Source organism: Curtobacterium oceanosedimentum, from assembly GCF_020297365.1.
GTDB lineage: Bacteria > Actinomycetota > Actinomycetes > Actinomycetales > Microbacteriaceae > Curtobacterium.
This window is the reverse complement of record NZ_JAIXIG010000016.1, coordinates 23,630-46,581: the sequence shown is the minus strand read 5'-3', so window position 1 is coordinate 46,581 and position 22,952 is coordinate 23,630. Positions and strand designations below refer to the sequence as shown.

Genomic DNA, 22,952 nt, shown 5'->3' with positions numbered 1-22,952 from the left:
CCCGCGGCGGCCGCAGCCGGCGGGGCGGGCGCGGGACGGGCCTCCAGGCCGGGTGCTCAGGACGCGGCGAGCCGCTGTCGCTGCTCGGCCACGTCGAAGTCGGCCTGCGGCCACGACAGGTGCATGTCCTCGAGCGCGCGGAGCAGGAGCTGCTGCACCGCCAGGCGGGCGTACCACTTGCGGTCGGCGGGCACGACGTACCAGGGCGCCTGCGGGGTCGAGGTGCGGTCGAGGGCGATCTGGTACGCCTCCTGGTACCGGTCCCAGAGCAGGCGGTCGTCGATGTCGCCCCGGTTGAACTTCCAGTGCTTGTCGGGGCGGTCGAGCCGCTCGCCCAGGCGCTCGCGCTGCTCGTCCTTCGAGATGTGCAGCATCACCTTGACGATGGTCGTGCCCGAGGCGGCGAGCCGGTCCTCGAACGCGGTGATCGCCCCGTAGCGACGCTCGATCTCCTCCGGGTCGGCGAGGGCGCGGACGCGTCCTGCGAGCACGTCCTCGTAGTGGGACCGGTCGAACACGCCGAGCTGTCCCGCCGCGGGGAGCTGCCGTTCGATGCGCCAGAGGAAGTCGTGCTCGAGCTCCTCGGCGGTGGGCACCCCGAACCCCGCGTAGTGCACGCCGTTCGGGTCGACCGCGCCGACGACGTGCGAGACGATGCCGCCCTTGCCGGCCGTGTCCATCGCCTGCAGGACGAGCAGCACCCGGCGCTCGTCCCCCGCGGTCGACGCCGCGTACAGCCGCTCCTGCAGGGCGGCGAGGCGCGAGGCGCCCGCGGCGAGCGCCTCGAGCCCGTCGATCTTGCGACCGGGGAACCCCGGCGTGGCGCCGGGGTCGACCTGGTCCAGGCGGAACCCCGGTCCGACGCGGAGCAGCGGTTCGGGGTCGGCGTTCCATGCCTTGCGACTGCTCACGGGTCCTCCTGCGGTGCGGGTGGCGGATGCCGTGCCCATCCTCGCACTGCCGCGGGGCCCCGGAGCGGTCCGGCGGGGCGCGATCTCGACCCGGGTCCTCCGCTCGGGTGACGTGGCACCACGCCGGGGCGGCTAGCGTGGAACCGATGAAGTCCGGCCGCCGTCCTGTGCTCGCGCTCGTCGCCGCGGTCGTGGCGCTCGGCGCGGTCACGTCCTGCAGCACGGACCCGGTGGGTGACGAGAACGCGACCGTCACCGCGGACAGCGTCATCTACCCCCTGTCGTTGCGGTACCACGGCATCGACGTGGTCGCCGACGTGCCGTACGGCACCGATCCCCTGCAGCGGCTCGACGTCTGCCTGCCGGCGGACAGCGCCCCCGAGACGTCGGCCACCCCCACCGCCACGCCGTCCGCCTCGGCCACGGCCGGACCCGACGCAGACGGCGACGACACCGCGGCGGTCGAGCCGTCGTCCGGCCGGCCGGCGGTGCTGATGATCCACGGCGGCAGCTGGTCGCACGGCGACAAGGCGACGGCCGCGTACCGGTCGGTGTGCCAGTACCTGGCGTCCGAGGGCTTCGTGACCTTCAACGTCGACTACCGGCTCGCGCCGACGGACCCGTTCCCGGCCGGCCTCGACGACGTCCGCCGGGCGCTCGACTACGTGTACCGGCCGGCGACACTGGCGACGTACGACGTGGACGCCCAGCGCGTCGGGGTGTTCGGCGGGAGCGCCGGCGGCAACCTGGCGGCGATGCTCGCCGTGACCGACCACGACTCGGCCGCGTACGCCGCGGGCGACCGGATCCGGGCCGTCGTCGACCTGAGCGGACCGACCAACCTGACGACCCGCTCGACCGAGCCCGACGGGGTGTCGGCGTCGTTCCAGCGCAAGCAGCTGCTCTACCTCGGCTGCCGGTCGTACGCCAGGTGCCCGGCAGCGGTCCGGGCGTCGCCGGAGTTCCACGTCACGTCGGACACCGCGCCGTTCTTCATCGGGCACTCGACGGACGAGTTCATCCCGCTGTGGGAGTCGCAGGAGTTCGCCGCCACCCTCCGGTCCCACGACGTGCCGGTGACCTTCGTCGCGGTCGAGGGGACGGCGCACTCGATCGCGCAGCTCGACGAGGCGATGAGCCGTCGCGTGGTCACGTTCCTGCGCACCCAGCTGGGCTGACGCCGGCGCACGCCCGAGCGGACTGTCCCGCGCCAGCCGCGCGTGCCCCGGGCGGGTGGCACCCGGAGTCGGGTCTGCCGCCGCGGCACGGCCGCCGCCAGACTGCCGGGGTGATCGACGCCGCAGCCCACCCCGACCGTCCCGCCCCGACCGGGTGGGACCGTCCCGCGGTGCGGACGGCGGCGGAGCTGCTCCTCGGGACGTCGTTCGTGGTCGCGGTCGCCGCTGGTGGGTACGCCGCGGACACCGGTCACCTGGTGGTCGTGTCGCAGGGCGCCGCCGCGGTGTTCCTCGTGACGGTCACCGTCGTGCTGGCGTCGTGGTTCCGTTCCGTCGCCGCCCCCTCGGGCAGCGCCGTCGGGGACGTCGACGCCGAGTACCGCCGCTAGGCAGCGCCGCCGGACCGCGCCGCACGTCGGCGCTGTCGCTCCTGGCGTCGCTCCAGCCGTTCCTGGCGTCGTTCGGCCCGCGCCTGCTTGCGGGTCTTGCCCGCGGCGATCCGGTCCGCGTTGCGCTCCCGGGCCCGCTCGACCACCAGGTACAGCGCCGGCAGCACCACGAGCGTCAGCAGCGTCGACGACACCAGGCCGCCGATCACGACGAGCGCGAGCGGCTGCGAGATGAACCCCGACTTGCCGGTCAGGCCGATCGCCATCGGCAGCAGCGCGAAGATCGTCGCCGACGCGGTCATCAGGATCGGTCGGAGACGACGGGTGGCGCCCTCGACCAGGGCCTCGCGCACCCGCAACCCGCGTCTGCGGTACTGGTTGACGAGGTCGATGAGCACGATCGCGTTCGTCACGACGATGCCGACGAGCATGAGCAGGCCGATCAGCGAGGCGACGCCGATCGGGACGCCCGTGGCGATCTGCAGCAGCACCGCGCCCGTCGCCGCGAACGGCACCGACACGAGCAGCAGCAGCGGCTGGAGCAGGCTCCGGAACGTCGCCACCATGATCACGTAGACGATGAGCACGGCGACCAGGACCGCGAGACCGAGCTGCGAGAACGCCGACGACTGGCTGGCCGCGACCCCACCGATCGACGCGGACGCGCCACGCGGCAGGTCGAGCTCGTCGACGGCCGTGGTGACCGACTGCACGGCGGCGCCGAGGTTCGTCGGATCCGGCGACACCGTGATGGTCGCGGTGCGCGCGGCGTTCGTCGTGGTGACGGTGGTCGGGCCCTCGGACCGCTCGACGGTGGCGACGTCGGTCAGCGGGACGGTGCCGGTGCTCGTCGGCACCTCGAGGTCGCGGAGCGCGGCGATCGTGGTCGGTGGCTCGGGGTCGGCGATGTAGACGTCGAGCGTCGCATCGTCGATCTCGATGCTGCCGGTGTCCCGCGGTGACACCGCTGCGGCGACGAGGCCGCCGACCTGGGTCTCGGTGAGTCCGAGCGCAGCGGCCTCCTGCCGGTCGACCCGGACCGCCAGGAACGGCTCCGCCGCGGACAGGTTGCTCGTCGCGCCGGTTGTGCCGTCGACCGAGCGCATGGCCTGCAGGACGGTGCGGGACGCGGTCTCGAGCTGTGCCTGCGTGGGCGCGGTGACGTCGACCTCGATGTCGCTGCTCCCGCCGAACCCGCCGCCGGACGACGCGATGGTGATCTCGCCCACGCCGTCGATGTCCGTCAGCGACTCCCGCGCCGCGGACTGGATGGTCGTCTGGTCGGCCTCGGCGTCGGTCGTGACGGCGTACTGCACCGAGGCCGTCCCGCCGCCGCCGAACGCGGCCTGGAGCGACTGGCCGCTCGTGCCGATCGTGGTCTGGACGGTCTCGACGCCGTCGATGTCCTGGAGCGCCCGCTCCACCTCGCGTGCGGAGTCGGACTGCACGGCGAGGCTCGACCCCGCCCGCAGGTCCTGGGTGACGGTGAACGTGTTCTGCCCCGAGTCGCCCAGGTAGTTCGTCGTGACGAACGGCACCGCGGCTCCGGTGCCGCCGAGCACGATGAGGGCGAGCAGGATGACGACGACTGGCTTCCGCACGACCCATCCGAGCACCGGCAGGTAGACGCGGCGCAGACGGTCGGGTCGGTCGGCGTCGTGCAGGTCGGCCGCCGACGAGAGGGCTCCCGCCGGACGATCGGGGGCCGTACCGTCCGCCACTCCGTCCGCCGGCGCCGCGGTGGCCGAGCCCGGCACTGCGGGGTCTGCGCCCGGCACCGCGGTGGCCGCGCCCGGGGCGGCCTTCGGTGCGCGGAGCCACCAGTAGGCGAGCACCGGGACGATGGTCAGGGACACGAGCAGCGAGGCGACGAGCGCCAGGGTGACCGTGACCGCGAACGGCCGGAAGAGCTCGCCCACGAGTTCCGCCACGAAGGCGACCGGCAGGAACACCGCGACGGTCGTCAGCGTCGAGGCGGTGACCGCACCGGCCACCTCGCGCACGCCGTCGAGCACCGCACGACCGCGGTCCACGCCCGGGAGCATGTGGCGCTTGATGTTCTCGATGACGACGATCGAGTCGTCGACCACGCGGCCGATCGCGATGGTCAGGGCCGCCAGCGTGATGATGTTGAGCGTGTACCCGGCCGCGCGCATGCCGATCGCCGCCAGCAGCACCGACGTCGGGATCGAGATCGCGGTGACCAGGGTGGACCGCCACGAGAGCAGGAAGACCAGGATCACGATCACCGCGAAGGCCAGGCCGAGCAGCCCCTCCTCGGCCAGGGAGTCGATCGACTGCTGGATGTAGGGCGCCTGGTCGAAGACGACCGTGAACCGCGGGTCGCCCTCGATCTTGTCCTCGATGCCGGGCAGGGCGTCGCGCACGACGGTGGAGACGTCGACGGTGTTCGCCTCCTGCGTCTTCGTGATCGAGATCGTCAGGGCCTGCTCGCCGTCGACGCGGCTGATGGAGGTGCGCGGCGACTCCGTGATCGCGACCTTCGCGACGTCGCCGAGCGTCGTGTCCGTGGGCGTGGCCGCGGCCCCTTCCGTCGCACCCGTGGTGCCGGTCGCCGCACCGTCCGTCGCACCCGTGGCGCCGGTCGCGGCGCCGTCCGTCGCACCAGGGGCACCGGCGGCCCCGCCCGTGCCGCCACCCGGGACGGCCGCCGTCCCGTCGCCGCTCGCCGCGCCGCCCGAGCCGCCCGAGCCGGTCGTCCCGGTCGTGGAGCCGCCGTCGCCGGACGACTCCGACGAGCTCGTGAGCGGCAGGTCGCGGATGTCCCGCAGCGACGCGATCCGCTCACCGGTCTGCACCGAGAGCGTCGAGCCGTCCTGGGTGAGCGTGCCGCCGGGGATCAGCGTCCCGTTGGCGTCGAGGGCGTCCGAGATCGCCGTCTGGCTCAGCCCGCGGGCGGCGAGTTCGTCCGGGTCGGGCGTGATGACGACGCGGCGCCCCGGGTTGCCGAACACGTCCGCCTGCCGCACACCGTCGAGCTTCTCGAGGTCGGGGATCGCGGACGCCTGCAGCCGGTCGACGAGCTGCTCCTGGTTGCCGGAGGCCGAGACCGCGACCTGCAGCACCGGCAGGTCGTCGAAGGACCCGGTGACGATCTGCGTCTGCACGGAGTCGGGCAGCGACAGCGCGTTCACCGCGGTCTGGATCTTGTCCTCGGCGCTCGCCAGGTTCGATCCGTACTGGAACGACGCCGACACCACGCTCTGCCCGGTGGACGAGGTCGCACTGGTGGACTCGAGGTCGGGGACGACCTGGATCGCCTGCTCGATCGCGGTCGAGACGTCGTTCGACACGACCTCGGGGGTCGCACCGGGGTAGGCGCTGACGATCGCGACCTGCGGGAACTCGACGCTCGGGATCAGCTCCTGCTTGAGGCTCGTCAGCGAGATGCCACCGAAGACCGCGACGACGATCGTGACGAGCGCGATGAGGGCACGGTTGCGGAGGCTGAAGACCGAGAGGAGGTGCACGGGTCGATCCTCGCAGGCCCGACTGACGAACGACCGGCGTCAGCCACCGAACGCCGTCCGGCGTCCGGCGTCCGACAGCGGACTCCGACGGGCGCGCCCGCGGACGTGCCGACGGACACCGCCGGACGCCCGGCGCTCAGCCGAGCAGCAGGTACGCGCCGAGCACCCCGACGGCACCGACGACCGCGGTGCCGAGCGCGACCACGCGCCCGACCGAGGACCGTGCGGTGACGATCCCGACGCCGAGCAGCAGCACCCCCGCCACGACCTCGACGATCCAGGTCGTCTGCCCCGTCGTCGCGGCGACCTGCAGCAGCCCGCGCACCCCCTCGCCGACGAGCACCGCGGCGGTGACGCCGAACGCGGCAGCCGACCAGCGGACGTCGCGCGACCGCACGGCCACGGCGACCGCACCCGCGAGCAGGCCGGCCGGCACCCCGAGCAGCACCCACGGGTTCGTGAGCGACAGCGAGTCCGGGAAGCCGCGCAGCACCGTGGTGGCCCAGTAGCCCACGTGCATGAGCTCGAGGAGCACGACGCCGAGCACCATCGCGAGCGGCAGGGCGATCCGCCCGGTGCGGACACCGGCGACCGCGCAGAGCAGCACGGCGACCAGGAACCACGGGCCGGCCGAGTTCGACACGGAGGCGAGCGCGGGCACCACCTGACCGAACGACGTCAGGACGCCGGCCAGCAGTGCCCCGCTCAGCGCGATCGTGACGCGCACCACGGCGGGGACGGCCGGGCAGGGCTCGACGCTCGGGGTGCTGGACCGGACCGGAGCGGAGATGGTGGCGTTCACGCGACCAGCCTCGCGCAGCCGGTGCCCGCGCACGTCAGCCTGCGGGGCGAGAAGCGCGACGGCGGCTCCTCCCGGAGGATGACCTCGGCCCTAGACCACCGCGGCCAGCGACCCGCTGACCCCGGCCGCCTCGCCGCCGACCCGGTCCCACGAGCGGCCGAGCACGTCGACCAGGCGACCACGGTCCGCCGGGGCCATCGTGAAGGGGACCCGCAGGAACCGTTCGAACCCGCCGTCCGGGCCGAACACCCCGCCGGACGCGAGCACCACGCCCTCGGCCCGCGCGGCGAGCACGAGCGCGCTCGACACCGGTCGGCCGAGGCCCACCCACGTCGTCAACCCACCCGCCGGCGACGGGACGTCCCACTCGGGGAACCGCGCCCGGAGCGCGCCCACCACCGCGTCGCGACCCTCGCGCAGGGACGCACGCCGCGCCTCCAGGACGGCAGCCGTGCGCGGGACCAGCTCGCGCACGACGAGCTGGTCGAGCACGGGGGTGCCGAGGTCGCCCGTCGGGCGGGCGAGCAGCAGCCGCTGCAGCAGCGCCGGTGCGGCCCGGATCCAGCCGATCCGCAGGCCGCCCCAGAAGACCTTCGCGGCCGAACCGATCATCACGACCGACGCCCCCGACGGGTCCGCGGCCGCCAGGGGCGACGACGGCGAACCGTCGATCCGGAGCTCCCCCATCGTCTCGTCGGCGATGACGGTCGTGCCGACCGAGGCCGCGACCGACAGCAGGAGCCAGCGGGTCGAGGCGGACATGGTCGCACCGGTCGGGTTGTGGAGCTCGGGCATGACGTACGCGACGGAGGGCGCGGTGCGACGCAGCGTCGTCTCGAGCGCGGCGGCGTCCCACCCGGTCCGCGCGTCGACGGGGACGCCGACCAGGCGGCCGCCGACCTCGCGGAAGGCCTCGTGCGCGTGCGGGTAGGTCGGGGACTCGACGAGCACGGCGTCGCCGCGGCGGACGAGCACCCGCGCGAGCAGGGCGATGGCGTGCTGGGCACCGATCGTGACGACGACCTGGCCGGGGTCCGTCGGCAGCCCGCGTGCGGTGTAGCGGTCGGCGATCGCGGCGCGGAGCCCGGGGTCACCGACCGTGTCGTAGCCGATCCCGGCGAGCGCCGCCGGGACGTGCCGGACCGCGCGCTCGACGGCCTCGTCGATGCCGGGGGCGGCGTGCAGGGCTGCCTTGCGCAGGTCGAGCAGGTCGCCCTCGACGACCCCGCCGAGTCGCTCCGGATCGGGTCGGCCGACCAGGTCGCGCGGCAGGTGGACGACGCTGCCCGACCCGCGGACGGACACCAGGAACCCGTCGGACCGCAGCCGCGCGTAGGCGTTCGCGACGGTGGTGCGGGACACGCCGAGCGCTGCGGCGAGACCGCGCTCCGCGGGGAGCCGCGCCCCCTGGGCCACGCGGCCGTCGATGACGAGGACGCGGATCGCGTCGGACAACGCCTCGTAGGCGGGGGCGTCGGTGCCGTCGCGCCAGTCGGTGAGGAGCGAGGCGGCGGATCGGGCACTCAGCAGGACGGGGGTCACGGGTCCACGGTAGCGGGATTGGCTCTCGACCAGCAGGCCAATCTGACGGCACCATCGCAGGATGGCACGCCACACCGCCCTCACCCTCCGCTTCGTCCAGCTGTTCGTCGGGCTCTTCCTCTACGGCGCAGCGACCGCCCTGCAGGTGCGCGCGGTGGTCGGCGTCAGCTCGTGGACCGTGCTCACCCAGGGGCTGGAGAACGTCCTGCCGTGGTCGTTCGGCGTCATCACGGTGGTGTCGAGCGGCGTCATCCTGCTGCTCTGGATCCCGCTCCGCCAGAAGCCGGGGATCGGGACGCTGCTGAACGCACTCGCGATCGGGCCGAGCGCCGACCTGGTGCTCTGGCTCGTGCCGGAGCCGTCCGGGCTGCCCGCCCGGATCGCGCTGTTCGTCGCCGGCCTGGTGCTGCTCGCGGTCGCGACGGCGTTCTACATCGGGGCCGGCTTCGGCACGGGCGCGCGGGACGGTCTGATGGTCGGGCTGCACCAGCGGCTCGGGTGGCCGATCTGGCTCGCCCGCACGCTGGTCGAGGTCACGGTGGTCGCCGTCGGCTGGGCCCTCGGTGGCGACGTCGGCGCGGGCACGGTGATCGCCGCGTTCGCGATCGGCCCGATGGTGCAGCCGCTCATGCCGTGGTTCCGCCGGTTCCCGTGGAGCCCCGAGCGGACGGCAGCAGCGCCGCCACCGAGCGTCGCCGCACCGGCCCTGGAGGCCCGCCCCACCCCCGACACGCCCACTCCGTGAGCAGGAACGGTCGGGTCCACGGCTCCGACCCGACCATTCCTGCTCACGATCCCGCGCGACCCCTTGCGGCGGCGCGGAACGCGATATAGCGTGACCTCCACAGACGCGATACATCGCGAGTAAGGAGGCACCATGGCGCAGGAGAAGTGGCTCGTCGACGAGCCCAAGGTCATCGACACCGGCATCGTGCGCACCGTGCGCGTCGGCCTGGTCGGCGGGCAGGTGGACGTCGTCGCGCACGACGAGCCGACGGCCCGGATCGAGGTCCACAGCGTGTCCGGCAAGCAGCTGCTGGTCGAGGTCGACGGCGACACCCTCACCGTCGACCACCCCCAGGTCCGGTGGGACGACCCCATCGGGTTCCTGAAGTCCTTCCGCGACAAGGCCCACGCCGACGTCAGCATCCTCGTCCCCCGCGACGCCGGCATCACCCTCGGCGTCGTGTCCGCCGGGGCGCTGCTGTCCGGAACGGACCGCGGCGCCACGCTCAACACGGTGTCGGGCGACCTGGTCGTCGACGGCGTCGCGGGTGACGTCACGGTGAACGCCGTCTCGGGCGCCACGACCATCCGCGACCTCGACGGCGCCCTCACCGTGCACACGGTCTCCGGTGCCGTCGTGGCGACCGGCGAGATCCCCCGGCTGCAGGCCGACGGCGTCTCCGCCGACGTCGTGCTCGACCTGTACGGCGTGCCCGAGTCGGCCCGTGTGAACACGGTGTCCGGCTCGGTGGACGTCCGGCTCGAGGACGGTGTCGCCTACAAGTGCAGCGTCAACACCGCGACCGGCAGACTGCAGTTCGACGACGCCGAGATCCGCGGGGTGCGCGGCTCGTACGTCAAGCAGGGCGGCGAGCTCTCCGGCCAGTGGCTCGACCTGCGCGTCAACTCGGTGTCCGGCGACATCGCGGTGCTGCACGCGCCGCCCGCCGACGTCTCCCCCGCCGCCCCGACGAACGACGGCGAGGTGCCCGAATGAGCCCCGTCTTCGCACACGGCCACCTGCGCCTGTACCTGCTCGTGCTGCTCGCCGACCACCCGATGCACGGCTACGAGCTCATCCAGGCGCTCGGCGACCGGTTCGGTGGCACGTACGTGCCGAGTGCCGGCACCGTCTACCCCCGACTCGCCAAGCTCGAGGAGGACGGCCTGGTCACGAAGACCGCCGACGGCCGCAAGACCGTCTACGCGATCACCGACGCCGGCCGCGCCGAGCTCGCAGCCCGCGCCGACGAGATCACGACCGTCGAGAACGGTGTGGCGGACTCGGTGAAGTCCCTGGCCGACGGCGTCCGCGCCTCGGTCGGCGAGGCGATGCGCTCCCTGCGCGCCGACCTGGCCGCCTCCGCCGAGGGTCCCCGCACCGGTGCCCGTCCGGAACCCGAGTCGGTGCCGTCCGACAGCGCCCGCGCCCTGCGGGAGTTCGAGATGGCACTGTCGTCCTTCCGGCAGCAGGTCCGTGCGGACCTGCGTCGCCGCGCGACGCGCGGCACGCTCGCCGCCGACACCGTGACGCGGCTGCGGGACGGACTGGAGGCCCTGCGCCGGTCGCTCTGACGACCCGCGCCCGACAGGCGGTGCCGACCCGAGCCTCCCGGCCGCGTCCGCACCGCCTGTCGCGTGTCACCCCGCGTCGGCTGCCGGCGACCGCGTCGGCGCGAAGCCGTCGAACGCCTCGGCCGCCGTCAGGCGGTCGCCGCGCTCGAGCCGCGCCACGGTGGTCCGCACCGCGGCGAGCTGGCGGGCGAGCCGGTCGCGCTCCCGCTCGAGCCACACGAGGTGGTCGGCGAGCGCCGCTGCGTCGTCGTCGGTGTCGCCGTCGGCACCGAGGTCGGTGCCGAGCCGTCGCGCGATCTCGGTGAGGCCGAGCCCCGACCCCCGCAGCAACAGGATCCGCTGCAGCCGGACGAGCGCGCGGTCGTCGTAGCGGCGGAGTCCGCCGTCGCCCACCGCCGTGGCCGGCAGCAGGCCGATCGCGTCGTAGTGCCGCAGGGTCCGGCTGGACAGCCCGGCGGAACGCGCCACGTCGGCGATGCCGTGCGGCGCTTTCGCAGCTGCGTCACCCGTGTCTGTCGAAGCACTCACCCTCGCGACAGTACTGGTTGACGCCGCGTCAAGCGTCCGGGGTGCGCCACGCCGTCGGCGCGACGTCCGTGACCGTCCGGGAATACCCGGCTGCCCGACCGTGTTGACTCGCGCCCGGAACTGAGTAGGTTTGCCGCTCGTGACGAACGAGGTCCGGTCGTTGAAAGCACGACTGATCGGGGATCCACTCCCCTCCGAGAAGCTCGAAGGACAGCTCCTCCCGAAGCACCTGGCGCTGCCGATCTTCGCGAGTGACCCGCTGTCCTCCGTCGCGTACGCGCCGCAGGAACTCCTGATGATCCTGCTGCTCGGCGGCATGGCGTTCCTGACGTTCGCCCCGTGGGTCGCGGCGCTCGTCGTGCTGCTGCTCGTGGTGGTCGTCGCCTCGTACCGGCAGCTCATCAAGGCGTACCCGTCGGGCGGTGGCGACTACGAGGTGGCGCACCGGAACCTCGGCGAGAAGGCCGGGCTGGTCGTCGCGAGCGCACTGCTCGTCGACTACGTGATGACGGTCGCCGTGTCGGTCGCCTCGGGCGTGGACAACATCATCTCGGCGCTGCCGATGCTCGACCACTTCCGCGTCGAGCTCGCCCTGCTGTTCGTCGTGCTGCTCGCCGCCACCAACCTGCGCGGCGTGCGGGAGTCGAGCAAGGCCTTCGCGATCCCGACCTACCTGTTCGTGGCGTCGGTCTTCGTCATGGTCGTCGTCGGGCTCGTGCGGGTGGTCGCCGGCGACGCTCCGATCGCCGAATCCGCCGCCTACACCGTCGAGAACGTGGAGCACACCACGCAGGCGGCCTTCATCCTGCTGCTCCTGCGCGCCTTCGCCTCGGGCTGCTCGGCCCTGACCGGCGTCGAGGCCATCGCGAACGGCGTGCAGGCGTTCCGCCGTCCGAAGATCAAGAACGCACAGGCCACCCTGGTCGCGATGGGCGGCATCGCGATCGTCCTGTTCATCGGGCTCATCACGCTCGCGCTCGTGTCGCAGGTGCACTACGCCGAGCGCGCCTGCGACCTGCAGGGCTTCGCGGACTGCGCGACCACGCCGCAGCGCTCGCTCATCGCCCAGATCGCGGCGGCGACCTTCGGCAACAACTCGGTGCTGTTCTTCGTGATCCAGGCGACGACGGCCGCGGTCCTGCTCCTCGCCGCGAACACCGCCTTCAACGGCTTCCCGCTGCTCGGCTCGATCCTGGCCCGCGACTCGTACGCCCCGAAGGCGCTGTCGACCCGCGGCGACCGGCTCATCTACTCGAACGGCGTCATCGTCCTGGCGCTCGTCGCCGCGGCGCTGCTCGTGGTCTACCGGGCGAACGTCACGAGCCTCATCCAGCTCTACATCATCGGCGTCTTCGTGTCGTTCACGCTCGGGCAGACGGGCATGGTCGTGCACTGGACGAGGCTGCTGCGGGCCGACCGCGACGGCACGGCGGACGCTCCCGTGCACCGCGGGCAGGTCGTGCGCTCCCGCACCATCAACGCCATCGGTGCGACGTTCACCCTGGTGGTGCTCGTCATCGTCACGATCACGAAGTTCACGCACGGCGCCTGGCTCGTGTTCCTGATCATGCCCGTGCTGTACGTGCTCATGCTCGGCGTGAACCGCTACTACCGCGACGTCTCGCACGAGATCGAGGCCGACGTCGAGACGCGGTTCGGCGCCACCGGCGACCACGCGATCGTCCTGGTGAACAAACTGCAGAAGCCCGTGCTCAAGGCGCTCGACTACGCGGTCGCCGCCGAGCACGCGAGCATCGAGGCGGTGCACGTGGCGATCGACGACGCCGACGCCCAGCGGCTGCGCGACCAGTGGGCGGAGTACGACATCCACGTGCCGCTGACCATCGTGCCGAGCCCGTACCGCGACATCTCGATGCCGCTCATCAAGTACATCAAGGCGCACCGGCACGAGCACGGTTCCGAGGTCGTCACCGTCTACACCCCGATCTTCATCGTCGGGCACTGGTGGGAGAGCCTGCTCCACAACCACCGCGGCCGCCGCATCCGCAAGAAGCTGCTGCTCGTGCACGGGGTCACCGTCGCGCTCGTGCCGTGGCTGCTCGACTCGTCCGAGCTGCTGTACGGCCGTCGGTCCCGTCCGCTGCCCGGCCAGGAGCGCCGGGGAGAGCCCGTGCGGCCCCCGCTGCGCCGTCCGGCACAGCCCGGCCCGTCGACCGACGCCGCGGCTCCGGGCGCGGATCGCCTGCTGCGGTCGGTCGAGCGCAACAGCATCCAGCCGCGCCGCGCGACCCGTCCGGCCGGCCCGGCCGAGGGCGTCGACCCCGCGCTCTGCACGGGGGAGATCCACGCCCTGGTCCCCTCGCCACCGCGACGGGGCTCCGACGAGTCGTAGCATGTGACCCCATGACCATCAGTGACCTGCGGACGTTCGCCACGTTCGACGGGCACGGCGGCAAGGTCTCGAAGCGCGTCGAGGTGCTCGACCACGAGCCGCCGGCCGGCAGCCCGCACGAGGGACTCGTCGCCGTGCGCGGCGAGCACCCGCTCGGGGCGCTCGACGAACGCGCCGCCGACGAGTCCGCCGCGCTCTCCCGTGGCGTGCCGAGCGTCGGCTGGGTGGACCCCGCCGCGCTCCGCGACTGGTACCGCCCGGACCGCGTCGTCCTCTCGCGGCTCGAGGCACGGCAGTCCGGCATCGAGCCGGGGCTGTACGCCGACTCGCGTGGGCGCGGTCGCGTCCGGGTCGACGGCCTGGAGGCCCGGCTCGCCCCCGACGGTCGGCCCGCCCTCCGCGCGTTGGCCGGCCCCGCCGACGCCCCCGTCGTGGACGTCCCGCTGCCGACCGACCAGGCCGTGCGCCTGGTCGCGGTGACCGAGGTCGACGAGGGGCTCGAGGTCGTCACCGCGCCCGTCTCGCCGTTCCTGCAGCCCGGCGAGCACCCCGCCTTCGACGACGACCTGGTCGGCCTGCCGCCGCGTCCGGCGAGTGGTCGGGTCGTGGTCTCGGCATCGGTGCTGCTCGACGGCTCGCTGCACGCCGTGGAGCGGATCGACGAGCGTGCGGCGACGATCTGGATCCGGCGAGACGACCGGACGGTGCCGATCGCCACGAGCGCGGTCGGCCCGGACCTGGTGCGCTACACGGCCACGCCCGTCTGACCGGCGCGAGCACGGCGCATCCGTCCTGCGGTGCGGCGGTGTCCGGGGGACGCCCCCGCTGCGAGGCATGACGGAGGTGCGGCGTACGGTCGCCGACATGAGTGACGCAGAGCGCGACGAGCAGCAGCCCCAGGACGCACCGATCCAGGGCGAGACCCTCGGTGGCCCCCGACCCGACCCGTCCACCACCGCCAGCAAGGACCCCGAGCAGTGGGTCACCGGTGACGAGCCGATGACCGGCCCGCAGCGCAGCTACCTGGACACCCTGGCCCGCGAGGCCGGCGAGGAGCTCCCCGCCGACCTCAACAAGGCGCAGGCCTCGGAGCAGATCGACCGCCTGCAGCAGGAGACGGGCCGCGGCACGGATTCCTGAGAACGGGTCCGCGCTTCGGCGGACCGCTGCCTGGACGCCGTCTGGGCAAGTCCTGCCGAAGCGCGGGCAGTCCCCCGGTCGAGGGGCATCGATGACACGTCAACAGCTACCGTCGGGGCCATGCGAACGACATCGACCTCCCTCGGCCTGACCGCGCTCCGCATCGTCCTCGGAGCCGTCTTCATCGCCCACGGCGCGCAGAAGTTCGCCCAGGGCATCCCGACCGTCGCCCAGGGCTTCTCGGGCATGGGCGTCCCGCTCGCCGAGGTCGCCGCGCCGCTCGTCGCCGGGCTCGAACTCGTCGGTGGCGTGCTGCTCGTCCTCGGGATCGCGACCCGCATCGTCGGGGTGCTGCTCGCCGTCGACATGGTGGTCGCGGGGCTCCTCGCGCACGCCACCGCCGGGTTCTTCGCGCAGGAGGGCGGCTTCGAGTACGTGCTCGTGCTGGCGGTCGCGTCCCTCGCGGTGGCGCTGACGGGGCCGGGGCGGTTCTCGGTGGACGCCCTCGTCCTGCGGTCCTCGCGGCGGCGTCGCGGGGTCGAGGAGCCCCTGCCCGCCTGACGTCAGTGTCGGCGCTGGCGCCTGCGCCGTCGCCGACGTCGGCCCGCGGTCAGCCGGCGAGTGCGTCCATGACCTGGCGGGCGATGCGTCGGCCGGCCCGGTTCGCGCCGATCGTCGACGCCTGCGGCCCGTAGCCGGCCAGGAACAGACGGGGTTCGTCCGCCGACCGCCCGTCCTCGACCACGACGCCGCCCGCCGCGGTCCGCAGGTGCAGCGGCGCGAGGTGCCGCAGGTCGGCCCGGAAGCCCGTCGCCCAGATGACCGCGTCGGCGTGTACGTGGCCGCCGTCAGCGGTCACCACACCGTCCGCGTCCATCCGCGTGAACATCGGCTCGTCGTGCAGCACGCCACGGTCGATCCCGGCGCGGATCCGTCGCGACACCGGGACCCCGGTGCCGCTGACGATGCTCGGTAGGACCTCGCCGGCACGGGCGGCCCGGTCCTGTTCGTCGACGGCGGCCACCGCGGACTCGACGTCGAGCAACGCGGTCCCGGCCCAGACCATCGGGCGGCGGGTGAACCACCGTGTCGACCGGGCGACGCCGTCGAGCTCGAGCAGGAACCCGATGGCGCTCGTGCCACCGCCGACGACCACGACGTCCTGCCGCGCGAACTCGGTGGCGCTGCGGTACTCGGTGGTGTCGACCTGCCGCCCTCGGAACACGTCACGGCCGGGGTACCACGGGACGAACGGGGTCCCCCACGTGCCGGAGGCGTTCACGACGACGTCGGCTCGGATCCTGCGGACGGCCCCGTCGGCTCCGCGGGTCGTGACGCACAGGCCTGCGTCCGCTGGAGCGATGCCCGCCGGTCCCCCGTCCAGCCGGGCCACGGAGGTCACCGCGACCGGGCGCCGGATGCGCAGGTCGTGGTGCTGCTCGAACCGCCGGTAGTACTCGCCGACCACGTCCCGCGCGGGTCGCGACCGGTCGGCGTCGTCGAACGCCAGGCCCATCGCCCGCATGCCGGGCAGGTCGTGCACCCGGTGGGCCGCCCCCAGCCGCAGTGCCTCCCAGCGGAACTGCCACGCTCCCCCGGTGCTCGGCGCGCGGTCGAGGATGACGAGATCGCTGCCGGGCACCAGTCCGAGGCGCCGCAGGTGGTATCCCACCGAGAGGCCGGCCTGCCCCGCGCCGATCACGACCACGCGTGCGTGCTGGTCGACCGGGGGCTCGAGGGGTTCCGTCATCACTTCGATTCTGCTGTGCGGGCCAGCCGTCGCGCGACGTCCAGATCGAGGTACATGGTAGAGTGATCGGCAGATTTCAAACCACGAACCGTCTGGTTCCCCGAGTGATCTTCCGTCATTCGCCAGGACCGGACCAGAGCCGAACGAGGGGGTCACGCATGGGGCGCGGCCGTCAGAAGGCGAAGCACACCAAGGTCGCCCGTGAGCTGAAGTACTTCAGCCCGCAGACGAACTACGGTGCGCTCGAGCAGGAGCTCTCCGCCGGACAACATTCCGACGAGGACTACGTCGACCGCTGGGCAGACCAGTACGGTGCGGAGCCGGCAGAAGAGGACGACGACTTCGAGTCCCAGGCGGACCAGAACAAGTCCGCCTGATCTCCCTCGCAGTCACGCCGCGCAGCCCTCGGGCAGCGCGGCGTTTCAGCGTGCCCGGACGGTGCCGTCGACATGCGCTGAGATCGCACTCCGGCCGGCATCCGCGAACGGCTTCCGGGACGACGTGCGACCTCACCGCCCGGCGTCGGCCCGGCGCCCGGCGTCGACCAGGCACCCGTCGGCCCGCCCCGCACCCGCGGGAGGCGGGCCCTGCGCTGAGATCGCACTCCGGCCCCCACCCGCGAACGACTTCCGCGACGAAGTGCGACCTCACCGACCAGGCCCGGCGGGCACGCACCACGGCGGGGCGCGACGCACCCGCGCGCGGCGTCAGCCCGCGTAGCTCCCGACGAGCCGGACGGCACCGCCGTCGACGCCCTTCGCGCCCTGCTCGAACCCGGTCAGGTCACGCGCGGACGTCGAGATCGTCCCGACGGGCCAGGTCGGCATCCCCGACGCCGCGAGCGATGCGATGACGTCGGCGGCCGCAGCGGCGGAGACGACCGCGAACATGCCGATGCCCAGGTTCCAGGTGCCCTCGGTGTCCTCGATCGGGGTGCCGGCCATGTCGGCGAGCACCCGGAAGACGGGGAGCGGCTGCCAGGTGGAGCGGTCGACCTCGACCCACGAGCCGACCGGCAGCACGCGCGCCAGGTTCGCCGCGATGCCGCCGCCGGTCACGTGCGACAGGGAGTGCACGGCGCCCGGGTGCTGCTCGAGCAGCTCCAGCAGCGGCGAGGTGTACAGGCGGGTCGGTTCAAGCAGTGCCTCGCCGACGGAGACCGAGCCGCCGAACACCGGACCGGAGAGTTCGGGCAGGACGTCGGTGAACCCGACCCCCCGCGCCGCCAGGACGTGGCGCACCAGCGAGTACCCGTTCGAGTGCAGCCCCGACGACTCGATCGCCAGCACGACGTCGCCGTCCTGCACCAGGTGAGCGCCGAGCTGCGAGCCGGCCTCGACGACACCCGTCGCGGCACCGGCAACGTCGTAGTCGTCCGGGCCGAGCAGCCCGGGGTGCTCCGCGGTCTCGCCACCCACCAGGGCGGTGCCCGTCGCCGCGCAGCCGCGGGCGATGCCGGCGACGATGTCGGCGATGCGGTTCGGCACGACGCGACCGCAGGCGATGTAGTCGGTCATGAACAGCGGCTTGGCACCGACCACGACGATGTCGTCGACGACCATGCCGACCAGGTCCTGCCCGATGGTGTCGTGCTTGTCGATCGCCTGCGCGATGGCGACCTTGGTGCCGACGCCGTCGGTCGAGGTCGCGAGCAGCGGGTGGTCGAAGTCCTTGAGGAACGACACGTCGTACAGCCCCGCGAACCCGCCCACGCCGCCGAGGACCGAGGAGTTGTGGGTCGCCGCGACCGCGGACTTCATGAGCTCGACGGCCAGGTCACCGGCGGCGGTGTCCACTCCGGCTTCGGCGTACGGGTTGGGCATGCTGAGTCCTTCGCGGTGGCATGGCAGACTTGGGCGGTACCCCCCGATTCTACTGATCTGGAGCACACCCGCGAATGTGCGGCATCGTCGGCCTCGTTGCGCAGGGCCCAGCCAACCAATCCATCTACGACGCACTGCTCCTCCTGCAGCACCGCGGGCAGGACTCGACGGGCATCGCCACGGTCGAGGGCCACGTGCACCACATGCACAAGACCCGCGGGCACGTGCGCGAGGCGTTCCGCACCCGCGACATGCGTGCCCTCCTCGGCACCATGGGGCTCGGCCACGTCCGCTACGCCACCAGGGGCGCCGCGACGAACGAAGAAGAGGCCCAGCCGTTCTACGTGAACGCGCCGTACGGCATCGTCCTCGTGCACAACGGCAACCTCACCAACACGCGGGAACTCACGCGTGAACTGTTCGACATCGACCGTCGGCACCTCAACACGACGAGCGACACCGAGCTGCTGGTGAACGTGCTGGCGCACGAGCTGCAGGGCCAGGTGCGCGGCGCGAACCTCGATCCGGGCCAGGTCTTCGACGCCGTCGAGCGCGTGCACGAGCGCGTCGAGGGCTCCTACGCCACGATCGCGACGATCGCCGGGCACGGGCTGCTCGCCTTCCGTGACCCGTACGGCATCCGCCCGCTCATCCTCGGCCACAAGTTCGACGAGGCCGGCCAGCCCGAGTGGGTCGTCGCGAGCGAGTCGCTCGTGCTCGAGTCCGGCGGCTACGAGATCGTGCGCGACATCGCCCCCGGCGAGGCCGTGTTCATCGAGATGAACGGCCAGATGCACGCCCGGCAGTGCGCGAAGAACCCGCGTCTGGTGCCGTGCTCGTTCGAGTACGTCTACCTGGCCCGCCCCGACTCGGTCATGAACGGCATCTCGGTCTACGACGCCCGACTCCGCCTCGGCAACCGCCTGGCGGACACCATCGAGCAGTACGCGCCGACCGGTGACATCGACGTGGTCATGCCGATCCCGGACTCCAGCCGTCCGGCCGCCATGCAGGTCGCGCAGAAGCTCGGCATCGAGTACCGCGAGGGCTTCTACAAGAACCGCTACGTCGGCCGCACGTTCATCATGCCGGGCCAGGCGGAGCGCAAGCGGTCGGTGCGCCAGAAGCTCAACGCGATGTCGTCGGAGTTCAAGGGCAAGAACATCCTGATCGTCGACGACTCGATCGTGCGCGGCACGACGAGCAAGGAGATCGTGGAGATGGCCCGGGCGGCCGGTGCGAACGAGGTCACGTTCACCAGCGCCGCTCCCCCTGTCCGGTTCCCGCACGTGTACGGCATCAACATGCCCACGCGCGCCGAGCTCATCGCGCACGACCGGAAGATCCCGGAGATCAACCGCGTGCTCGGCAGCGACCACCTGATCTACCAGGAGATCGGCGACATGCGGGACGCCATCATCGAGGGCTCCGACGTGACCGAGCTCGAGATGAGCTGCTTCACGGGCGAGTACGTGACGGGCTCCGTCAGCCCGGAGTACCTGTCCTGGGTCGAGGCGAACCAGCTCAGCTAGGTCGCGTCCGGTACGCGACCACGTGACGGACGGGAGGCACGGTGCCAGCTGGCACCGTGCCTCCCGTCCGTTGATCGGGGGCGGCTACGGCCGCTGGTCGCCGTGGTCGTCGAGCTCGCCGTCGACCGTCTCGGGGGGCAGCTCCACCTCGACGCGCTCCGCCGTCAGGCGGGCGGCGCGGCGGGCGTAGACGCGGTCGAAGACGACCGCGACGACCGCGCCGACGAACGCACCGATCGTGACCCCCCACAGGCTGAAGTAGCCGACGAGGCCGCCGAAGCTGGTGTCGTCGTCCTGGCCGGGCAGGTTCATGGTGAGCGAGACCACGACGAGGGTCGCGAGGAAGCCGAGCACCGCGCCACCGACGATGAAGACCCCGAACTTCGGGGCACGGCGGATGGTGACCTCGTCGGGCGACGCCACCGCGTTGGGCGCCGGGGCCGGGGTGCGGGCAGGGACGGCTGCCGGCTGCTCGTCGGGTCGATCGGTGTTGCTCACCCGACCATTGTCCCCCACTGTGGGACGTGCCGCGCCTGTGCGGAGCGCACGGTTCCGGGGGAGGATGGTCGTCACTGATCGGACGGCCGAGGGAAGGAGTGTGCCGCATGCGTGATCGGACCACCTCGCGCCGTGGCCGCCTGTCGGACTCGCCCGCCCGGACCGCCTGGCCCGTCGCGCAGCGCGCCGAGGAGGACCGCGCGGTCGCGGTCCTCGCCGAGCACCGCTGGAGCGTCGCGATCGTCGGTGCCCCCGGCCTCGGCAAGAGCACCGTCGCGGCACGGGTCACCGACCGCGTCGCGGCACGCGACGGCACCGGACGCACGGTCGTCGTGCCGATCACCGCGGTCGCCGCGAGCCGGTCCATGCCGTTCGAGGTCATCGCCGAGCGCTTCGGTGAGCTGCCGGCCTCGATCTCCGAGCTGTCCGACGACTCCACCGCCGAGGAACGCCTGGCCGCGATCGCGGACCTCGCCGACCGCGACGTGCTGCTCCGCGTCGACGACGCCGACCACCTCGACGCCGTGTCGGCCCGCTACGTCGCCTGGCTCGTGCGGCGGCAGGGTGCCCGGCTGGTGCTGACCTGCCGCGACTTCACGGCCCTGAAGGAACCGCTCCGCGCGCTGTGGCAGGACGACCTGCTCGAGCGCATCGACCTGCAGCCGCTCACGCTGCACGAGACCACCTCGCTCGTGACGGAGGCGCTCGGCTCGCCGCTCGAGATCGCCTCGGCGGAGCGGGTGCACCGCGCCACCGCCGGCAACCCCCTGTACCTGCGCGAGGTCGTCCGTGCCGCGCGCACGTCCGGGGCCCTCGACCACACCGCGACCGGGTGGTACTGGCGTGGTCGGGTGACGGCGTCCGACAGCCTGTCGGACATGTACCGCACGGAGCTCGGTGCCCTGCCCGAGGACCTGCGTGACGTCGTCGACATCGTCGCCCTCGCCGACCCCATCCCGCTCGGGCGCCTGCTCGGCCTGGTGTCCGGTGGCGACGTCGACCGGGTCGTCGCGCTCGGCCTCGTCCGCATCGACGCCCTCGAGGACGGCGCCGCGGTGGTGCGGCCGTCGCACCCGCTCGTCGGCGAGGTCATCCGCACGCTCGTGCCGGTGGCCCGGCGCACCGCGCTGTTCGCCCGCGCCAACGCCTTCCGCGCCGACCGACCCGAGGGCGCTCCGCCCGCCGCGCGCCTCCGTGCCGTGCTGTGGTCGCTCGAGTGCGGCGTGCTGCCCTCCGTCGACCAGCTCGTCGACGCCGCGCAGGTCGCGGTGCGGCTGCAGGAGTACGAGAGCGGCATCGCGCTGGCCTCTGCCGCGCTCCGGACCACCCTGACGCCGACGGAGCAGGTGACGGCGCACTGCCTGCGCTCCCTCGCCCACTCGTACTCCGACGGCCGCGAGGCGGGGCGTGCGGACGCCGAAGCCGCCTGGGCCGTGGCCAAGCAGCACCGCGGCGCCGTGTCGGACGACGCCGTGATCGAGGCGTGCGAGACCCTGGCGAACATCCGACAGTTCCACGACGACGACGTCGCGGCCGCCGTCGCGCTGACCGAGGCTGCGTCCCGGCTGGTGTCCGACGAGGCGGTCGAGCGACTGCGGTTGCTCCGCATGGCGCACCTCGGCTGGGGCGGGGACTTCGCCGAGGTCCGGGCGGAGGTCGAGCGCACCGGGATCGAGCACGCCCCGACGGTGCCGGTGTCCTTCCTGGTGGTGGCTCCGTGCGCGGTGATGGCGCTCGCGACCGCGGGACGGCTCGAAGCGGCCGCGGCACTCGCCCGCCGCGCGGTCGCCACGGCCATCGCCCACGTCGAGGACGCCCCCTGGAGCGTCGGCGAGAACACCTCGGTGCTGCACCAGGTGCAGGTGTGGCGCGGCGACCTGGACGACCTGGTCATCGAGGTCCCCGCGGGCCGGTCGAGCCCGTACCTGAAGTACGACTTCACGCTCGAGCTCATCGGGCAGGGCAACCTGGCGATCGGGCAGCGACGGTGGGACGACGCGATCGCCGCGTTCTCAGCCGCGTGCGAGCGGTACGACGTGGCCGACCACGGCGGGTTCGCGGCGTACCCGTGGGCGCGTCTGGCGATGGCGCACGCGTTCGCCGGCAACGCCGAGGAGGCCGCCGCCGCGCTCGACCGGGCCCGGACGACCCCCGAGCGCGCGATGCGCATCACCGGCGAGCAGGTCGCCGTGACGATCGCGTGGACCGAGTCCCTGCTCGGCAACCCCGCCGGGCTGCAGCACGCCGACGAGATCATCGCGCGGAGCACGGCGAACGGCTCGTGGACCCACGTGATGTACGGCCAGGCGCTGCACTACTCGGTGGCCATGCAGAACGGACGGGACACCGCGGCGGCACTCGACCGTCTGCGGGACGCCGCCGCCCGCGTCGACGGGCCGCTCGCGACCGCGATCGGGGAGTACGCCGACGCACAGCTCGCCGGCGACCAGACCCGGGTGCTCGCCGCGCAGCGCGTGCTCGCGTCACACGGCATGTCGGTGGCGGCCGGCCAGGTGAAGCCCGCGCTGACGAAGCGCGAGTACGAGGTCGCCGAGCTCGCTGCGCAGGGGCTGAGCAACCGGCGGATCGCGGAGGTCCTCGGGCTGTCGACCCGCACGATCGACGCCCACCTGTCCCGCGTGTTCACGAAGTGGGACCTGCACGCCCGGTCGGAGCTCAGCGGCCTGATCTGAGCACGCGGGCGCGCACCAGCG

At 73.0% G+C, this 22,952-nt stretch carries 20 protein-coding genes; 12 read left to right on the top strand and 8 right to left on the bottom strand.

Annotated features, from left to right (window positions below; all coding sequences use genetic code 11):
• Positions 1-56: 56 nt before the first annotated feature.
• Entirely contained in the window at positions 57-911 is an 855-nt protein-coding gene (locus tag LEL83_RS08990) for a polyphosphate kinase 2 family protein (protein WP_225558556.1), read from the bottom strand.
• A 146-nt stretch (positions 912-1,057) separates the two neighbouring features.
• Between LEL83_RS08990 and LEL83_RS08985 the strand changes: the two genes are divergently transcribed.
• Complete coding sequence (locus LEL83_RS08985) at positions 1,058-2,089, top strand: alpha/beta hydrolase (RefSeq protein ID WP_225558555.1); 1,032 nt, start codon at positions 1,058-1,060, stop codon at positions 2,087-2,089.
• A 110-nt stretch (positions 2,090-2,199) separates the two neighbouring features.
• Positions 2,200-2,478, top strand: coding sequence for a hypothetical protein (locus LEL83_RS08980; RefSeq protein WP_198657699.1), 279 nt, complete (start codon positions 2,200-2,202; stop codon positions 2,476-2,478).
• Here LEL83_RS08980 and LEL83_RS16220 read toward each other — a convergent pair.
• The 3 genes from LEL83_RS16220 to yczR all read right to left on the bottom strand — a co-directional run bounded on the left by LEL83_RS16220 (position 2,475) and on the right by yczR (position 8,313).
• Positions 2,475-5,969, bottom strand: a complete 3,495-nt coding sequence (locus tag LEL83_RS16220; protein WP_225558554.1) for an efflux RND transporter permease subunit — start codon at positions 5,967-5,969, stop codon at positions 2,475-2,477. The two genes, LEL83_RS08980 and LEL83_RS16220, sit on opposite strands and share 4 nt — an antisense overlap.
• A gap of 136 nt (positions 5,970-6,105) precedes the next feature.
• A complete protein-coding gene (locus LEL83_RS08970) occupies positions 6,106-6,771 on the bottom strand; it encodes a DUF6518 family protein (RefSeq protein WP_225558553.1) in 666 nt (221 codons plus the stop codon).
• 90 nt (positions 6,772-6,861) lie between these two features.
• Positions 6,862-8,313, bottom strand: coding sequence for a MocR-like transcription factor YczR (yczR, locus tag LEL83_RS08965; RefSeq protein WP_225558552.1), 1,452 nt, complete (start codon positions 8,311-8,313; stop codon positions 6,862-6,864).
• Between the two features lie 61 nt (positions 8,314-8,374).
• Between yczR and yczE the strand changes: the two genes are divergently transcribed.
• From yczE to LEL83_RS08950, 3 genes are all read left to right on the top strand, one after another.
• The gene (yczE, locus tag LEL83_RS08960; protein ID WP_225558551.1) at positions 8,375-9,058 is read left to right on the top strand and encodes a membrane protein YczE; all 684 of its coding nucleotides are present in this window, start codon (positions 8,375-8,377) and stop codon (positions 9,056-9,058) included.
• Positions 9,059-9,190: 132 nt separating this feature from the next.
• A complete protein-coding gene (locus LEL83_RS08955; protein ID WP_225558550.1) occupies positions 9,191-10,036 on the top strand; it encodes a DUF4097 family beta strand repeat-containing protein in 846 nt (281 codons plus the stop codon).
• Entirely contained in the window at positions 10,033-10,614 is a 582-nt protein-coding gene (locus LEL83_RS08950) for a PadR family transcriptional regulator (protein ID WP_198657694.1), read from the top strand. Before LEL83_RS08955 ends, LEL83_RS08950 begins: the two co-directional genes overlap by 4 nt.
• Before the next feature lie 66 nt (positions 10,615-10,680).
• On the opposite strand, the gene LEL83_RS16215 is transcribed toward LEL83_RS08950, so the two are convergent.
• Positions 10,681-11,142, bottom strand: coding sequence for a MerR family transcriptional regulator (locus LEL83_RS16215; RefSeq protein ID WP_225558549.1), 462 nt, complete (start codon positions 11,140-11,142; stop codon positions 10,681-10,683).
• A gap of 130 nt (positions 11,143-11,272) precedes the next feature.
• Between LEL83_RS16215 and LEL83_RS08940 the strand changes: the two genes are divergently transcribed.
• From LEL83_RS08940 to LEL83_RS08925, 4 genes are all read left to right on the top strand, one after another.
• Positions 11,273-13,495: an APC family permease gene (locus LEL83_RS08940; protein WP_225558548.1), complete on the top strand. Its 2,223-nt coding sequence runs from the start codon at positions 11,273-11,275 to the stop codon at positions 13,493-13,495.
• 11 nt (positions 13,496-13,506) lie between these two features.
• Positions 13,507-14,262 carry a hypothetical protein gene (locus tag LEL83_RS08935; RefSeq protein WP_198657692.1) on the top strand — a complete coding sequence of 252 codons (756 nt, stop codon included), beginning with the start codon at positions 13,507-13,509 and terminating at the stop codon, positions 14,260-14,262.
• A 97-nt stretch (positions 14,263-14,359) separates the two neighbouring features.
• Entirely contained in the window at positions 14,360-14,635 is a 276-nt protein-coding gene (locus LEL83_RS08930; RefSeq protein ID WP_225558547.1) for a DUF3072 domain-containing protein, read from the top strand.
• 120 nt (positions 14,636-14,755) lie between these two features.
• Positions 14,756-15,196, top strand: coding sequence for a DoxX family protein (locus LEL83_RS08925; RefSeq protein ID WP_225558546.1), 441 nt, complete (start codon positions 14,756-14,758; stop codon positions 15,194-15,196).
• A gap of 49 nt (positions 15,197-15,245) precedes the next feature.
• Here the strand turns inward: LEL83_RS08925 and LEL83_RS08920 are convergent, their stop codons facing one another.
• Positions 15,246-16,385: an NAD(P)-binding domain-containing protein gene (locus LEL83_RS08920; protein ID WP_225558545.1), complete on the bottom strand. Its 1,140-nt coding sequence runs from the start codon at positions 16,383-16,385 to the stop codon at positions 15,246-15,248.
• 158 nt (positions 16,386-16,543) lie between these two features.
• On the opposite strand from LEL83_RS08920, the gene LEL83_RS08915 reads away from it, so the two are divergent.
• The gene (locus LEL83_RS08915) at positions 16,544-16,762 is read left to right on the top strand and encodes a DUF3073 domain-containing protein (RefSeq protein WP_198657688.1); all 219 of its coding nucleotides are present in this window, start codon (positions 16,544-16,546) and stop codon (positions 16,760-16,762) included.
• Between the two features lie 330 nt (positions 16,763-17,092).
• Here LEL83_RS08915 and purM read toward each other — a convergent pair whose 3' ends face one another.
• On the bottom strand, positions 17,093-18,208 hold the full coding sequence (gene purM, locus LEL83_RS08910) for a phosphoribosylformylglycinamidine cyclo-ligase (protein WP_225558544.1): 1,116 nt from the start codon (positions 18,206-18,208) through the stop codon (positions 17,093-17,095).
• Between the two features lie 74 nt (positions 18,209-18,282).
• On the opposite strand from purM, the gene purF reads away from it, so the two are divergent.
• Positions 18,283-19,740, top strand: a complete 1,458-nt coding sequence (purF, locus tag LEL83_RS08905) for an amidophosphoribosyltransferase (RefSeq protein ID WP_225558543.1) — start codon at positions 18,283-18,285, stop codon at positions 19,738-19,740.
• 84 nt (positions 19,741-19,824) lie between these two features.
• On the opposite strand, the gene LEL83_RS08900 is transcribed toward purF, so the two are convergent.
• The gene (locus LEL83_RS08900) at positions 19,825-20,238 is read right to left on the bottom strand and encodes a hypothetical protein (protein ID WP_225558542.1); all 414 of its coding nucleotides are present in this window, start codon (positions 20,236-20,238) and stop codon (positions 19,825-19,827) included.
• A gap of 107 nt (positions 20,239-20,345) precedes the next feature.
• On the opposite strand from LEL83_RS08900, the gene LEL83_RS08895 reads away from it, so the two are divergent.
• Positions 20,346-22,931, top strand: a complete 2,586-nt coding sequence (locus tag LEL83_RS08895) for a LuxR C-terminal-related transcriptional regulator (RefSeq protein WP_225558541.1) — start codon at positions 20,346-20,348, stop codon at positions 22,929-22,931.
• The last annotated feature ends 21 nt before the right edge of the window (positions 22,932-22,952 follow it).

Excerpts from the sequence above, each read along its gene's own strand:
- LEL83_RS08895 (WP_225558541.1), top strand. The coding sequence starts at position 20,346 with ATGCGTGATCGGACCACCTCGCGCCGTGGCCGCCTGTCGGACTCGCCC.
- LEL83_RS08955 (WP_225558550.1), top strand. The coding sequence starts at position 9,191 with ATGGCGCAGGAGAAGTGGCTCGTCGACGAGCCCAAGGTCATCGACACC.
- LEL83_RS08930 (WP_225558547.1), top strand. The coding sequence starts at position 14,360 with ATGAGTGACGCAGAGCGCGACGAGCAGCAGCCCCAGGACGCACCGATC.
- LEL83_RS08920 (WP_225558545.1), bottom strand. The coding sequence starts at position 16,385 with ATGACGGAACCCCTCGAGCCCCCGGTCGACCAGCACGCACGCGTGGTC.
- purF (WP_225558543.1), top strand. The coding sequence starts at position 18,283 with ATGTGCGGCATCGTCGGCCTCGTTGCGCAGGGCCCAGCCAACCAATCC.
- LEL83_RS08915 (WP_198657688.1), top strand. The coding sequence starts at position 16,544 with ATGGGGCGCGGCCGTCAGAAGGCGAAGCACACCAAGGTCGCCCGTGAG.
- LEL83_RS08985 (WP_225558555.1), top strand. The coding sequence starts at position 1,058 with ATGAAGTCCGGCCGCCGTCCTGTGCTCGCGCTCGTCGCCGCGGTCGTG.
- LEL83_RS08950 (WP_198657694.1), top strand. The coding sequence starts at position 10,033 with ATGAGCCCCGTCTTCGCACACGGCCACCTGCGCCTGTACCTGCTCGTG.
- LEL83_RS08935 (WP_198657692.1), top strand. The coding sequence starts at position 13,507 with ATGACCATCAGTGACCTGCGGACGTTCGCCACGTTCGACGGGCACGGC.
- LEL83_RS08925 (WP_225558546.1), top strand. The coding sequence starts at position 14,756 with ATGCGAACGACATCGACCTCCCTCGGCCTGACCGCGCTCCGCATCGTC.
- purM (WP_225558544.1), bottom strand. The coding sequence starts at position 18,208 with ATGCCCAACCCGTACGCCGAAGCCGGAGTGGACACCGCCGCCGGTGAC.
- yczE (WP_225558551.1), top strand. The coding sequence starts at position 8,375 with ATGGCACGCCACACCGCCCTCACCCTCCGCTTCGTCCAGCTGTTCGTC.